A 13,842-nucleotide genomic window follows, 5' to 3' on the forward strand; every position below is an offset into this window, starting at 1 on the left:
GCTGTCAGTTCCTACGGCGTCAGTTCCTACGCGGTAAGTTCTTACGAACAAGCGCTGAGTTCCTACGGTGTCAGTTCCTACGCCCTAAGTTCATACGAACAGGCGGCAAGTTCCTACGCTTTAAGTTCTTACGCAGTGCCGGTAAGTTCCTACGCCCTAAGTTCCTATGCCCTAAGTTCATACGAACAGGCGGCAAGTTCCTACGCTTTAAGTTCTTACGCAGTGCCGGTAAGTTCCTACGCCCTAAGTTCCTATGCCCTAAGTTCATACGAACAGGCGGCAAGTTCCTACGCTTTAAGTTCTTACGCAGTGCCGGTAAGTTCCTACGCCCTAAGTTCCTATGCCCTAAGTTCATACGAACAGGCGGCAAGTTCCTACGCTTTAAGTTCTTACGCAGTGCCGGTAAGTTCCTACGCCCTAAGTTCATACGCCCTAAGTTCATACGAACAGGCGGCAAGTTCCTACGCTTTAAGTTCTTACATCATCCCCTCTGGTGTAGGAATGTGGGCGCTTCCCACTGAGTCTGGGATGGGGATGTCGGGTGTCGGGTTCTCGGCTTCAATACCTCCTATCCGTCCTCGCCAGTTCTGGTTAGTTGCTGATGCTGAGCTAATTGTTTACGGTGCAACTGAGCCGGATGCTACGGTGACGATCGGCGGTCGTCCGATTAAGCTGAATCCAGATGGTACTTTCCGCTTCCAGATCTCATTCCAAGATGGTGTAATTGACTTTCCAGTCCTGGCGGTGGCGGCTGATGGAGAGCAAACGCGATCGATTCACATGGAGTTTACCCGCGAGACGCCATCGCGGCAGACCAACACTAAGGAAGAAGCTGTTCAAGAATGGCTCCCCGCTTAGTACCTTTTGTTAGGCAGGGGTTTTCCCCTGCTTGCAAAGTTACAGCCTTCTTCTTCTTTGTAAGTTTGCTGTTTCTGAAGCCGAAATCATGGCGATGACAGGAGTTCGCAGTGATTCGTAACAAGCCGCTTTCGTTAATATCGCATATTCGGGCCTTGGCGAAAAATCTGGCATTGTGCTTAAGATTTCTTCAGCGACAGCGATCGCTATTATAGAACTGTGTCTGGAGATAACCGGAAAAGGAGATTTATTATGGATATCGTTCGCATTATCATCGCGATTTTCCTACCCCCGCTTGGTGTATTCTTGCAAGTTGGTTTGGGAGGACATTTCTGGCTGAATATTCTGTTAACGCTTCTGGGCTATGTTCCGGGACTGGTTCACGCCATATGGATTATCGCGAAGAAATAAGCAAATTCGATCGCAAAGAAGCCGAAGATAAGTAGGTGGGCCTAATTAAAAATAAAACTGCCGCGCCCTTAGAAACCCGGTAACTCCTGCGAAACCGGGTTTCTGGGTGTTCAGTTTATTTACGCCTACCTACTTAGAACCTTAAGAATACCAATCATCAATCACCAATCACCAATCACTATTATCGCCAATTACCTACCAAAACGTAGGGGGCCCAATAAAAGGGAAGTCTGTAGCGAGAGTCTTGCAAAAGAGTTTGCTGAGCTAGCCGAAGTGCCTCGGATTTAGTAACTCCTGGTTTGCCTAATTCACTGTAGAATTTAGTCATTAAGGTAGCTGTAGATTCATCGCTGACTTGCCACAGAGTTGCTAGGGTGCTGCGTGCGCCTGCTCTCATTGCTACTCCAGCTAATCCCAAAGCGGCTCGATTGTCTCCTGCTGCGGTTTCGCAAGCACTGAAAACGAGTAATTCAATTGGCCGCGACTCGTCTTGTTCTCTCCTACGCAATAAGTTATCTAACTCTTTGACATTAATCTTCTTATCCCAAGTCAGAATAAAAGTTTTTTCAGCTAACGAACTAAATTGACCGTGAGTGGCGATATGCACTACCGGAAAAGGAAATGATTTGAGTGCTGTTTGCAGGTTTATGCTGGTAAATTCTTGATTCAACAACTCTTGATTTGTGGATGGTTGAGTTTTGATTTCTGCCAACTCTCGCGTTACATTCGGAAGCGCAGAAAATCCTTGGCGTGCTTCCGATAAACCCACTGCCAGTGTCCTTAATTGTTCGCGTTTTAAAGGTTGCGGAGGGAGTAACTGCAATCCTGGGGTGAGGGCGATGCTGTATTTTTCTATTAAATATTGTTGTCCGTCGTGCAATGCTGCCATCGGAATATTCCGCAACAAACCATCAAGGACAAATACTAAGGTTTGGACTTTGGCGTTTTTTATATCTGCTTCGGCGGCGCGGATAATCCAATCGTATAATTGTTGGGAAAGACGCAAAACTTGCTGATTATTGCCGGTAAGTCTGCCTATGTCTTGTTGCAGTTGATCGAGTACAGTTACGATCTCTTGTTCGGGTTTAATTATAGCATAGTAGCGCAAGGGAGATTGAGGCAATGCCAAAATTATTGCTAATTTATCTGGTAATATAATTGGGTAAATTACAGCGGCGGTGGAGTCTACTTGGTCGATCTGCACTGGTTTGGCATCGAGACAAGCTTCTTGAAAGAAGTTGTCTAATTCTGCTAACTGGAGAGACTCAATTATAAAACGGGCTTGAAGCAAATTTTCTTGACTGGGTTCTACTTCTGTACTAAGCAATAAATCGACTAATTGTCGATAAACTGGCTCTACACTTTCGCGAAAAGAAAACTGCACATCTGGGTTATCGGGATTGATGGCAACTAAGTCGCTACGCAGGGATTTGAGGGTTTCTACTGCTGTGGTATAAGCTGCGATCGCATCTTTCCTATTCCCCTGATTTTTCGCCAGTCTTCCTAACTGCCATTGCCATAAATAGGCGATATCTGAAGCGTCGATTGATTGAGCGGAAATAAGGGCGTGCTGGGTGAGGTTTTGCGCTTCTTTATATTGTTTATTTAGTTCGTAAAGTCTGCCTAAGCTTCCGACAGCGTATGATTCAGCTTGTGTATCTTTTAAAGTTTTTGCTTGTTGTACAGCTTTTGCTAAAATTTGGGCAATGTCAGTTGTCCGTTTTTCGTCGCCACTCACAATTGACGACTGACGACTGACGACTGACATTTTCATCAAAGTTTGTGCGAGATTAACTTGTGCGTAGATTGCACTGCGACTGGGAGGTAATTGGTTGAATTGAATTTGCGATCGCAATTCTTCAGCTTCTGCGAATTGCTGGTTTTCTACTAACAAACTAAGTAGACTCAGTTGTGCTTGCACCTGCATCTTTGGTGATGTGGATGATTTCGCAGCTTCTTGATAAGCATTGACAGCATTTTGAATTTCAGTTTTGGCTGCTGTATCATCCGATTGTGCTGCTCTTTTGGCTAAGGCGCGGGCAGTATTTCCCAAACTGAATTGGGCGGCGCTGATAGCTGCTGGCGATCGCAATTCTTGGGCTATCTTCAAACTCTGCTGCAACAATAGGCGGGATTTTTCCAATTCGCCGATCGCACGCATGATACTGCCTAAACTGTGCAATCCTGTCGCTTTTATCGAAGAATCGGGTTGATTTTGGAGAGTAGTTTCTAGCTGTTCTAAACTTTTCCTAGCTTGGCGATAAAGCCCCAAATATTGCATTGCTTGGGCTTGATTGATTTGGCTGCCAATTATCCCTTCTGGGTGTTTAATTTGGGAGTAGATGGCAGCAGCTTCTTGCCAAGTAGTTAAAGCGTCTTCCGGTTTCCCCAAGGCTAATTGCAAATGACCTTGGGTATTCAAAGCTTGTGCGAAAATTGATAATTTATTTGTGGAATCGCCGCGATTTTCTGGCGATCGTAATAGTGATAAACTAGAAGCTATAGCCTCTTGAGCTTCTGGCAATTTTCCCAGTTGTTGATAAGCCGCAGAGAGGAGATTATAGGCACGAGCTTGATTTAGTTTATCGCCAGAAACTTGGTATGCTAAAACAGCTTGTTGCCAAACTGTGAGCGCTTCGGAAAATTGTTCGGCTTGGAAGAATTCTTTACCTTGTTGCAGTAATTGTTGGGGATTGGCGATTGGCGATTGGGAAATGGGAATAGGGGATAGATTAGCGGTGATTGTAGATTTGGGAACCGCAGTGGCAATGTTGGTGCTGAAAAATGCTGCCAAAAGTGCAAGTGCGATGCGGGTTAACCACTTTTTAACTTGGGATATATTGCAAAGTGAATAGTGCTTACTCATGGTAATGATGGAATAACGGGTATAAAAGTTCTATATTGGGTTTTTTTTAGGCCAAATATGCTGTAGGGGCACGGCATAATTAAACCTTGGTATAACCAACATATTGATGATGCCGTGCCCTACAATAATGTTCATGGTACACATTAGCATAATAATTCCAAAAAACACGAAAAATTTCCTATTTCTGCTGGTAGCAAATCCCGCTTGGGAATTGAATCCCCTTCGGGTGAAATGGTTAGTGCCAAATATCAGATTAACGCTCATTGCATTCTGGTGATGAAAAGCTGGGACTGTGAAGAGTTGCGGTTGGCGCTTGTGCTACGAGTTCCACTTGTCCAGAAGAGTTAATCGTCCATCCTTGCGCCTCCACAATTTGGGAATTGTTGGCTGTGGATTCCACCCCTATTCTCGTGGGATTCTGCGACCCTGCGACTTTGCTAGAAAGCGAGGCTACTGTTAAATCTATCCAAGTGGCTTCATCGCTAATTCCTTCAATTGGATTAGGCGGTAAACCACCTCTACCCGTGACGATAAATTGGTTTTGTTCTCTTCTTTGGCGGCGACAGCTAGAAGCGACTAACCTGGTGGCATCAACGAGATTATCAGGCAAAGTTAGTAAGCCAGAACTGGGGTCAACATCGGGAGTGTTGACGGTGATAGTGCCTTCAAATTGCGGCCCACCCTGTTGGGAAATGGCAGTGATGTCGCTAGTTTCTAATAGTGTGGGATCTACATCATTAACATCTTCTGTGTTGAGGAGAAGTTGTAGTTCTTGTCCTGTACGCGGAATTGCACCAAAGATAGCTTGAGCGTTAATCGTAATTTCGCCACCTTTGCCTTCTTGTGCGTTGGCGGTGATATCGCTGTTTTCCAGAGCGGCTAATACACCTGTGTTGAGGATGATGTTACCGCCGCCGATATCTTTGCTTCCAGTTGCGTTGGTGGTGATGCGACTGTTTTGACGTAAGATTAGAGAACTAGAATTCAGTTTGATATCGCCTTCACCCGCTACAGTATTGGAGCTTATTAAAGCTTGGTTGTCCAGACGGATGTCCGTAGCATCAACTACTATGTCACCTGCTGCCCCTTTCCCAAAACTGCTGCTACTCAGTGCAGCGCCATTAGTAACGAAAAGGGATTTGGCAGTAATGCTCACCCCCCCCGCATCCCCCACTGCATCTAGTCCCACCGAGCTGAAGGCTATACTGGAGAATTTTCCGTCCTTGCTCAAACCATCAAAGGTAACCGTATCGCTGGCTGTAATCGTGATGCTCCCCGCATTCCCTTGCCCAGAGGTGGTGGCATCTAGTCCAGCGCCATTAGTAACGAAAACGGATTTGGCAGTAATGCTCACCCCCCCCGCATTCCCTACTGCATTCCCTACTCCATTATATGATATCACCGCGCTAGCGGCTCCACTGGGGATTTCATACTTGTTGCTCTCACCATCAAAGGTAACCGTATCGCTGGCTGTAATCGTGATGGTCCCCGCATTCCCTTGCCCAATGGTGTTGGTATCTAGTCTAGCGCCATTAGTAACGAAAACGGATTTGGCAGTAATGCTCACCCCCCCCGCATTCCCTACTGCATTTGGTGCCACCAGGCTTCCGGCTCTGCTCACGAAGCTTCCATCCTTGCTCTCACCATCAAAGGTAACCGTATCGCTGGCTGCAATCGTGACGCTACCCGCTTTCCCTCGCCCAAAGGTGCTGGCACTTATTTGAGCGCCATTAGTAACAAAAAGGGATTTGGCAGTGATGCTCACCCCCCCCGCATCCCCTACTGCATCTCGTTGCACCCCGCTTGCGGCTGCACTGGAGGAGCTTCCATCCTTGCTCTCACCATCAAAGGTAACCGTATCGCTGGCTGCAATCGTGACGCTCCCCGCTTTCCCTCGCCCAAAGGTGTTGGCACTTATTTGAGCGCCATTAGTAACAAAAAGGGATTTGGCAGTGATGCTCACCCCCCCCGCATCCCCTACTGCTTTTGATGCCACCGTGCTGTAGGCTCCGCTCACGAAGCTTCCATCCTCGATCTCACCATCAAAGGTAACCGTATCGCTGGCTGTAATCGTGACGCTCCCCCCTTTCCCTTGCCCAAAGGTGCTGGCATCTAAGTAAGCGCCATTAGTAACGAAAAGGGATTTGGCAGTGATGCTCACCCCCCCCGCATCCCCTACTGCATCTCGTTGCACCGTGCTTGTGGCTCCGCTGGAGAAGCTTCCATCCTTGCTCTCACCATCAAAGGTAACCGTATCGGTGGCTGTAATCGTGACGCTCCCCGCATTCCCTTGCCCAAAGGTGCTGGCATCTAGTTGAGCGCCATTAGTAACGAGAAGGGATTTGGCAGTGATGCTCACCCCCCTCGCATCCCCTACTGCATTTGGTTGCACCGAGCTTCCAGCGGAGCTGGCGAAGTTTCCATCCTTGCGCTCACCATCAAAGGTAGCCGTATCGCTGGCTGTAATCGTGACGCTCCCCGCATTCCCTTGCCCATAGGTGCTGGCATCTAGTTGAGCGCCATTAGTAACGAGAAGGGATTTGGCAGTGCTGCTGATGTTGCCGCTATTTCCCACTGCATCAGGAGTGACGTTGTTTTGTATTAGGCTCTCATCAATTGCGATACCTTCAGTAGCACTTAGCTCGATATCCCCTGCTATACTCTCACGCGACCCCAAACCAGTTGCTATCCCAGCACTCAGCAAACTGTCTCCCGAAATATCTATATTCCTCCCGGTAATGGCAATACTCCCGCCACCACCAGCTAGCACGTTAATTCCCGCTTTATTGATAATGGAAACATCTCCACGCGCCACGCCTTCAGGGAAACTCAAACTACCATCAGCATTGATTCCTACTGTTCCCTCTCCTGCTAATCCGCCCAACTGCAATCGACCGCCAGGAGCCTGTAAAATCCCGCCATCAACGATTACATTGCCACCAACTATAGTTAAATTTTTGCCGGGGGTAACTTCTAAGGGATTTAAGGAAGTATCGAAACTTTCTGTCGCGCCATCAGCACCCAATTCTTGACCTTTCCCCTGTACGCGAATCTCTCCAGGATTGTTTCCATATTGCAATCCCATAGGAACATTAATACTTAACAGGGGTGAAATTTGAGGATTAGTAGCACTAAACTCTATCCCATCCCCAAATTTGATACTATTCGCCGTACTCCCCAAAAACGAACCACCAATATTCAATCTCGCATTTGGCCCGAAAATAATCCCATTCGGATTAATCAAAAATAAGTTAGCCGCGCCGTTTGCTCTTATCAATCCATCTATATTGGATATCGATATACCCGTCACCCGACTAAATATATTCTGAATATCGACAGCGTTATTAAAAAATGCCTCACCGCCAGTGGGAACAGAAAACTCGCGAAAGCTATGGAACAGATTATTTCCGGCTCGGTTGCCGTCATTTATCGTAAAGTTAAGATTATCTGGGGTTGTAACGTTGGTAGATAAAGTGCCGTCTGGGGCAATTTGCGATCGCACTTCCCCTCCCCATCCCAAATAAAACAGCGCCAAACCACTTGCCAACCAAAACTTGACGCTAACTTTAGGACAGGCTTGCAGAGATACTTGTGCGTAGGGCGATCGCTCTTGCATAAATGAACCATGAACGATTTCAGGATTATATCTCGATTCATTAAACATTTACCCAGGCGCAACAAAATGTTACCCAAGTAGGCGCGATCGCTTGTAATATTGACCTAAAACTAATGAGCGCGATCGCAATTAAGCTAACACGCATCTAATTCGGATATTTCTAATCCGGCAATCAAACCTTCAATTCCTCTCCCACTCCCCCACTCCCCCACTCTCCCACTCCCGCTAAACATACAAATTAAATGCGTAGCAGCTTACTATATGGGAAGGTTACGTCTATGCGATCGCTTTACCGTATCATTACAAATACTTCTTAATTAGAACTCTCTTCCATCTTTTGACGCACTTTTTCTAGCCTATTCCTCTTTTGTTCGCGAATATGTTTTTCTAATCCAGCCTCAATCTCCTCCAATTGCAAGCCAAATTCTTGCAATTGGAAGATACTTTTGCGTAGGTTATTTGAGAGGCGTTTTCTCGTTTTTTCATCAGGAATACGCGGTTGTTCGGTCATGGCAAGTTCCACTCCATCTTTATTTCTTGTATGCTGCGCTTCCAAGCTGGAATTCTCAACTCAGTCTCGGTTATAGCTCGCTCCAATAATCTTAGCATATCAGCAGAAGCGGCGGGCTGAGCTTGCCCGATGCGAAGTCGGATGTTGGAAAGTCGAAAATATCTAGCTGCTGCTTCTTCGCCAACTGTTTTAAGATCGGTCAAATTTTCAATTGTGCTGTCTATTTCGCCAAATCGTTCAAACAAAATAAATTCTGCTTCGCTGGCATCTTCTACAATTTCCATTAGTTGTTCTAGCTGGTTCCTAATTGTTTCTCTTGTTTCTGAAGGTAATCTTGCCATACTAAAATTTCTTGCGTACCAGCGATCGCTCTTGCGATGAACACGAACGATGGCAAATATTATATCTCATTCGAGTTAAACATTCACCCAGATGTAACATTTTGTTACCCAAGCAGGTGCGATCGGCAAAGGAGCTACAATTACCATCAGCGATCGATCGGGTAATAAAAGAGCGTCCAGCTCCATTTGGCTCTGGTTTTGGTCGTTTCACCGCCCAAACCAGAGCCGGACTCGATCAAATGTAGGCATGACTTAAGCGATCGCGTTAGGTAATTCAGGTAAAACAGGTAAAAATTGACTTATGAACATATCTTTAACCCCAGAATTAGAGCAACTTGTTTGCGAAAAGGTCAAAAGTGGCAGATATCTGTCTGTTAGTGACGTGGTGTATGAAGCACTACAATTGTTAGAAGAACGCGATCGCCAGCAACAAATGCGTTTGGAAACCTTACGACAGGAAATTGCTATTGGTATCGAACAAACCGATAAGGGAGAAGTATTCGATGGCGAAGAGGTTATCCAAGAATTACTAGATGAAATTGTTCAAGCTCGGCAAGGTAATCAATGACCAAGCGTTACACCCTTAGTAAACAAGCAAAGCTTGACCTTAAGGATATTAAAAACTACATCGTCCGCGACAGTTTAGATAATGCTGAAACATTTGTTAGGGAGATCGCAGAGCGTTTTCAATCACTAGCTGATTTCCCCGGTATGGGTCGAAGTTACGAAACGTTGATGCCTAATTTACGAGGCTTTATTGTGGGAAATTACATTATCTTTTATCGTCCTACAAAGAATGGTATTGCCATTGAACGAATTATCAGTGGTTATCGAGATATTGAAGCAATTTTCTTACAAGACAACGAAGGATGAGTCAAATCAACTTACAAAATAAAAAAATACTCCCCTCTCTGTGCCTCCTCTCTCCGACCTCGGAGAGGGAGGGTAAAGAAATACTCCCCTCCCTGTGGCGGGGAGGGGTTCAAGGGTTCAAGGAGAATGCTTCGTCCCTACCCACTAATTATTCGCCTTCTAACTGAGTCACAGTAAACGGAACATCGCCAATTTCCTTAACTTTCGCTGATTCTAATAACTTTTTCCACTCAGCTGCTAATTCTGAATCGTTAGGAGCTTTGCGGCGTTCCTCAGCTAAGGTTGACACTGCCTCATGCCAGATGCCATTTTGGGCGTAGAGATTGGCCCGATCGCGCTCTGAACTACTCTTTAACTTATCCACCAAGTTAGCAGGCATTTCAACTCGCCGACTCCATCCGTCTACAGTAAGATCTTTTCGGCGATTTCTAGGATTGCAAATTATTGAAAAATACCAATGATAATTTTTGCCCACCTCTAGTTTAACAGTGTTAGTCGGTAAACTCAAGCCCACAATTCCAGCCTTGCCATTTATCGGTAAATTAGCTCTGTAAAGATCCTTCTCCTCTTCGTCTTTTAAAACAAACTCCACACTACCTGCCAAAGTTTGCGGCACATATACAAAAAATTGAGGATTTTCTGATACCGTCAATCCCAAGCCATTTGCTAAACTCGCATCTGGGATTATGGGAGTTAAACCGGGCTGAGAAACATTAGCATCTTGGTCGCATTTTTTTCCACTTCTCGATCCCCCTGGAACCGTAGGAGGTGCCCCTATGCCTTTTGGAGGTTCATATTCTGCAACCACACCAATTTCTCGGCGCATCGCTGCTGTTGCTAGGTGAGCATTGTCAGCCAAATTTGGAATCAAAATTATCGAAGATATCGCTAGATGCAACAGCGAACTTTGCTTGGGTAGAATCATTTTAACAAATTGCTTATCTTGGCGTTATTCTAACCTTGGCAAAGTAAGATCGTCAAGATAATATTCAATATAAACTTGGAGCTTACCCCTGGTAAACACTCTACTTAAGAAAAAGCTTTCATCGTAAATTACGTATTGTTACGTAATTTTATATAAAGCAACCGCCAAGGCGGTTAGGGCATTCTGAATTCCTGAAACGTTGGCGGATTCTAAACCCTTCTTCCCCCAGTCCCTAGCCCCTAGTCCCTTGCTATAATATTTTTACCATTTTACACTCTTTAGTTAGAAATGGGCGAAAATTTATGCTAAGATACATTAGGTGTTAGGTATCGTAACAGCTTTATGGAGGCAAGCAATTTGTATGGCAACTAATCATAATCAAGCCGAAGAATCATTAATAGAATTTAACTCTACTCCTAATGGTTTATCTCAATATCTAAAACATTGGGGGAAAACGGAAGCCGAACAAATTGAGAAAAATCAAGCAGCGATTCGGTTACTCAGGGATTGGCACTTAGAAAAGCTGGAAGCGGAGGAGTTAGAGAAACAGCAAGCGGCATTTGAAGTCTTTAAAAATATTATCGACGATAATCGCACCCCTGAACGCAAATTATATAGCTCTTTATGATTGTTTTGTTAGATACGGGAGTTTTAGGTACGCTGTGTAATCCTAATTTTTCTCAGGAAGTTTATGATTGTCAGAGTTGGTTGGAACAATTACTGGCAAGAGGAGCTTATGTTACCACTTCTGAAATCTGTAATTATGAAGTCAGGCGGGGATTAATTCTGGCTAGAAAAATGGGGCGTGAAAGTTCTGGAATTAGCAAACTCAATGCCCTCAGAAAAGTAATTGACTTTTTGCCAGTTACTACAAATATCATCCAAGAAGCCGCAGAATTTTGGGCAGAAGCACGTTATCAGAGTCAACCCACATCAGAGGATAAAAATATTGATGTTGATATGATTATATCTGCACAGTGGAGACTTTTAATGCGGGAGTTTCCAGGCAGATATATTGTTGTAGCCACGACGAATTTGAAACATTTACAAATATTTACTCAAGCTGAAAATTGGCGAAATATTCGATATTAATTTGTTACGTTATACTGAGTTAATCCGATCGTAAAAATTAAGAAGCGAAAAGTTAGCCACTCGCTGAAATCGATTTGTAAAGAGTATCAAGCTTTACTTTTACATCCGGCGGCAGCGAAGTAAAACCGATGTAAAAATTGCCACTATCCGCAGGTTTTTCCAAAACTTTTGCATAGATATCTTCGCTGACTTCTCCTGGATTATGCGGTGTTAAAAAATTAAGCTTGATATTGTTTATACCTAACACCGCTTCCGCAGCTTCCACCGACTCAGCCCTAACTAAAGCTTGCTTAGCGGAAAGTTTAATTAAACTTCCCTTGTACAGAGTATCGTTAATGTGCTTGCCATCCAAAACCGAGTATTGCAAAGGGATTTCTTCAGGAACGAGAAAGAAAACTTGTTCTTGTTTAGGCAGAAACAGATTATATTCTCCGCCTAGCCCACTAACTTCATATATAGTAATAGGGTGTCTGATTCCTTTTGGTTTTACTTCCCTTTGCGAATCAACGCTTACAATTGAGTTCACCTCATTTAAAGTAGATTGTGAAATAAAAACTTCCCCATCTTTTGTATAAGTTTCGATGCGAAAAGCCAAATTAACTTCGGAGCCAATAGCAGTGTACTTAGTGCGTTTTTCAGAACCGATATTCCCTAACAAAGAAATACCCGTATTAATGCCAATACCCATTTCCAGGTGCTGCAAACTAACCACATCGCTGATCTTTTCGTTCACAGCAGGCATTGCCAATTGCATCGCTACGGCACAAGCAACAGCCCTTTTCGCATCATCTTCTTGGGATGTAGGGATACCAAAAATAACCATAATACCATCGCCAATGAAATCATTAATACTTCCCCGGTACGATGTAATTATCTCCGTCATGGATTCCAAATAAATATTGAGGACTTTAACCCCTTCTTCCGGCGAAAGTCGTTCCGATAAAGCTGTGAATCCTCTCAAATCCGAAACTAACACAGTGATTTTACGCCGTTCGCCTCCCATTTTCAATCCAGAAGGACTTTCCAGCAAAGTTGGCACAATTGCATCGCTCAAATAACGCCCAAAAATCTGGCGAATTACTCCCGCCGTGTGGGCAACATAACCTATAATAACTACAGCCGATCCTGCGAACGCCAAGAAAGGGGGTACAACAGGTATCCACCAACTCCACAAAAAAGCTACATAACTGCTGCCCACCAATACAGTCGCTGCTAAAATTAAAATACCTACTTTTTTTAAAGATAACTTCCTAACTTTATCTGCATATCGCCATTGCCAAGTGAGAGTGGCACCAACGCCAGACCAAAATAAAATCCACAACCACTCGAAGGGATCAGACCAAACTTTAATCAAAGGTCGCTCATTAAGTGCCGCACTGATAAATTGGCTGGTTAAATTCGCGTGAATTTCTACTCCAGAAGTGCGGCTGGGAGAGGCGATCAAACCGTGATCGTAGGGAGTTTGGAAGAAATCTTGCAAACTGGGTGCGGTTGAACCGATTAAAACAATGCGATCGCGAAATAAATCTGCCTTAACTCGGTTTGACAAAACATCTGTCAACGAGACTATTCGGAAACTTTTTCGTGGGTCCCTAAAATTCATTAAAATCTGATATCCTTGAGCGTATGTGCGTACATAACCGCCATCATTCTCACCCAACGGCACAAACACTGCTTGACCTAATTGCATATATTTAGGGTTTACCGCTGCCTTTTGAGGGACAACACCTTTACCCTTCAGATAAATAAAAGCCAGCTTTAGCGCCAAACTCGGTACAACTTTGCCATTTTTAGATTCTAGATACAACAAACCGCGACGGACTTTGCCATCAGCATCCAACACCATATCGGCAGCAGCAATTTGACCGAGTTTCTGCAACTCTGGTGGTGGATTAATGCCAACGCGATCGCTGTTACTACTTACTTTCTCGACACCAATCAAATTAGGCGTTGTCTGAAAGACTTTTACCAAATTTTTATGACCTGGTTCTACTGGTAAATCTCGATAAATATCGATGCCAATGGCTCTAGGCTGCTGCTGTTTTACTTTCTCAAGTAACTGTGCAATAACAGCATCAGGGAAAGGCCATTTTCCCACTTTTTGGAGATCTGATTCAGAAATTCCTATAATAATAATCCGGTGATCGGCAGGTTCTGGCGGACGCCAGTGAAAAAAGCGATCGAGCGCTACCAATTCCAAAAGCTGTAACAATCCGGCTAAACGTAGAACAATTAATAGTCCCGCTATACTCGGAGCTGTAATTAGTACGCCGCGCCATTGCCTAACTAAACTTTTATAGCCTAAATAGCTAAAACCCTTCATAGTTCATTCCTGTTTCGGGCTTGCTT

The 13,842-nt window shown here is 44.6% G+C and carries 12 protein-coding genes and 1 pseudogene; 7 read left to right on the forward strand and 6 right to left on the reverse strand.

Features of this window, described 5'->3' with window-relative positions:
• Positions 1–858, forward strand: a pseudogene (locus LAY57_RS04110) (DUF4912 domain-containing protein); the annotation flags it as partial.
• A gap of 252 nt (positions 859–1,110) precedes the next feature.
• A complete protein-coding gene (locus tag LAY57_RS04115; RefSeq protein WP_249065031.1) occupies positions 1,111–1,269 on the forward strand; it encodes a YqaE/Pmp3 family membrane protein in 159 nt (52 codons plus the stop codon).
• Positions 1,270–1,450: 181 nt separating this feature from the next.
• On the opposite strand, the gene LAY57_RS04120 is transcribed toward LAY57_RS04115, so the two are convergent.
• The 4 genes from LAY57_RS04120 to LAY57_RS04135 all read right to left on the reverse strand — a co-directional run bounded on the left by LAY57_RS04120 (position 1,451) and on the right by LAY57_RS04135 (position 8,603).
• Positions 1,451–4,135 (reverse strand): CHAT domain-containing protein, encoded by a 2,685-nt coding sequence (locus LAY57_RS04120; protein WP_249065032.1) that lies wholly within the window; start codon positions 4,133–4,135, stop codon positions 1,451–1,453.
• Between the two features lie 253 nt (positions 4,136–4,388).
• Positions 4,389–7,799 (reverse strand): two-partner secretion domain-containing protein, encoded by a 3,411-nt coding sequence (locus LAY57_RS04125; protein ID WP_249065033.1) that lies wholly within the window; start codon positions 7,797–7,799, stop codon positions 4,389–4,391.
• Positions 7,800–8,064: 265 nt separating this feature from the next.
• The gene (locus tag LAY57_RS04130) at positions 8,065–8,262 is read right to left on the reverse strand and encodes a hypothetical protein (RefSeq protein ID WP_249065034.1); all 198 of its coding nucleotides are present in this window, start codon (positions 8,260–8,262) and stop codon (positions 8,065–8,067) included.
• Positions 8,259–8,603, reverse strand: coding sequence for a hypothetical protein (locus LAY57_RS04135; RefSeq protein WP_249065035.1), 345 nt, complete (start codon positions 8,601–8,603; stop codon positions 8,259–8,261). Before LAY57_RS04135 ends, LAY57_RS04130 begins: the two co-directional genes overlap by 4 nt.
• 11 nt (positions 8,604–8,614) lie before the next feature.
• Here LAY57_RS04135 and LAY57_RS04140 point away from each other — a divergent pair, with 11 nt between their 5' ends.
• The 3 genes from LAY57_RS04140 to LAY57_RS04150 are packed head-to-tail and all read left to right on the forward strand — an operon-like array spanning position 8,615 to position 9,476.
• Entirely contained in the window at positions 8,615–8,848 is a 234-nt protein-coding gene (locus LAY57_RS04140) for a hypothetical protein (RefSeq protein ID WP_249065036.1), read from the forward strand.
• 56 nt (positions 8,849–8,904) lie between these two features.
• Positions 8,905–9,171 (forward strand): type II toxin-antitoxin system ParD family antitoxin, encoded by a 267-nt coding sequence (locus LAY57_RS04145; RefSeq protein ID WP_249065037.1) that lies wholly within the window; start codon positions 8,905–8,907, stop codon positions 9,169–9,171.
• Positions 9,168–9,476 carry a type II toxin-antitoxin system RelE/ParE family toxin gene (locus tag LAY57_RS04150; protein ID WP_249065038.1) on the forward strand — a complete coding sequence of 103 codons (309 nt, stop codon included), beginning with the start codon at positions 9,168–9,170 and terminating at the stop codon, positions 9,474–9,476. Before LAY57_RS04145 ends, LAY57_RS04150 begins: the two co-directional genes overlap by 4 nt.
• 148 nt (positions 9,477–9,624) lie before the next feature.
• On the opposite strand, the gene LAY57_RS04155 is transcribed toward LAY57_RS04150, so the two are convergent.
• Positions 9,625–10,401: a DUF928 domain-containing protein gene (locus tag LAY57_RS04155; RefSeq protein WP_249065039.1), complete on the reverse strand. Its 777-nt coding sequence runs from the start codon at positions 10,399–10,401 to the stop codon at positions 9,625–9,627.
• Between the two features lie 361 nt (positions 10,402–10,762).
• Between LAY57_RS04155 and LAY57_RS04160 the strand changes: the two genes are divergently transcribed.
• Together LAY57_RS04160 and LAY57_RS04165 are read left to right on the forward strand one after the other, a co-directional pair.
• Entirely contained in the window at positions 10,763–11,029 is a 267-nt protein-coding gene (locus LAY57_RS04160; protein ID WP_249065040.1) for a hypothetical protein, read from the forward strand.
• Positions 11,026–11,493, forward strand: a complete 468-nt coding sequence (locus LAY57_RS04165) for a PIN domain-containing protein (protein ID WP_249065041.1) — start codon at positions 11,026–11,028, stop codon at positions 11,491–11,493. Before LAY57_RS04160 ends, LAY57_RS04165 begins: the two co-directional genes overlap by 4 nt.
• Positions 11,494–11,545: 52 nt before the next feature.
• Here LAY57_RS04165 and LAY57_RS04170 read toward each other — a convergent pair whose 3' ends face one another.
• Positions 11,546–13,816, reverse strand: a complete 2,271-nt coding sequence (locus LAY57_RS04170) for a CHASE2 domain-containing protein (protein WP_249065042.1) — start codon at positions 13,814–13,816, stop codon at positions 11,546–11,548.
• Positions 13,817–13,842 lie beyond the last annotated feature (26 nt).

This window comes from Argonema antarcticum A004/B2 (genome assembly GCF_023333585.1).
Classification (GTDB): domain Bacteria; phylum Cyanobacteriota; class Cyanobacteriia; order Cyanobacteriales; family Aerosakkonemataceae; genus Argonema; species Argonema antarcticum.

Bases quoted from the DNA above. Each gene is read 5' to 3' on its own strand.
- LAY57_RS04115 (WP_249065031.1), top strand. From the start codon at position 1,111: ATGGATATCGTTCGCATTATCATCGCGATTTTCCTACCCCCGCTTGGT.
- LAY57_RS04120 (WP_249065032.1), bottom strand. From the start codon at position 4,135: ATGAGTAAGCACTATTCACTTTGCAATATATCCCAAGTTAAAAAGTGG.
- LAY57_RS04125 (WP_249065033.1), bottom strand. From the start codon at position 7,799: ATGTTTAATGAATCGAGATATAATCCTGAAATCGTTCATGGTTCATTT.
- LAY57_RS04130 (WP_249065034.1), bottom strand. From the start codon at position 8,262: ATGACCGAACAACCGCGTATTCCTGATGAAAAAACGAGAAAACGCCTC.
- LAY57_RS04135 (WP_249065035.1), bottom strand. From the start codon at position 8,603: ATGGCAAGATTACCTTCAGAAACAAGAGAAACAATTAGGAACCAGCTA.
- LAY57_RS04145 (WP_249065037.1), top strand. From the start codon at position 8,905: ATGAACATATCTTTAACCCCAGAATTAGAGCAACTTGTTTGCGAAAAG.
- LAY57_RS04150 (WP_249065038.1), top strand. From the start codon at position 9,168: ATGACCAAGCGTTACACCCTTAGTAAACAAGCAAAGCTTGACCTTAAG.
- LAY57_RS04155 (WP_249065039.1), bottom strand. From the start codon at position 10,401: ATGATTCTACCCAAGCAAAGTTCGCTGTTGCATCTAGCGATATCTTCG.
- LAY57_RS04160 (WP_249065040.1), top strand. From the start codon at position 10,763: ATGGCAACTAATCATAATCAAGCCGAAGAATCATTAATAGAATTTAAC.
- LAY57_RS04165 (WP_249065041.1), top strand. From the start codon at position 11,026: ATGATTGTTTTGTTAGATACGGGAGTTTTAGGTACGCTGTGTAATCCT.
- LAY57_RS04170 (WP_249065042.1), bottom strand. From the start codon at position 13,816: ATGAAGGGTTTTAGCTATTTAGGCTATAAAAGTTTAGTTAGGCAATGG.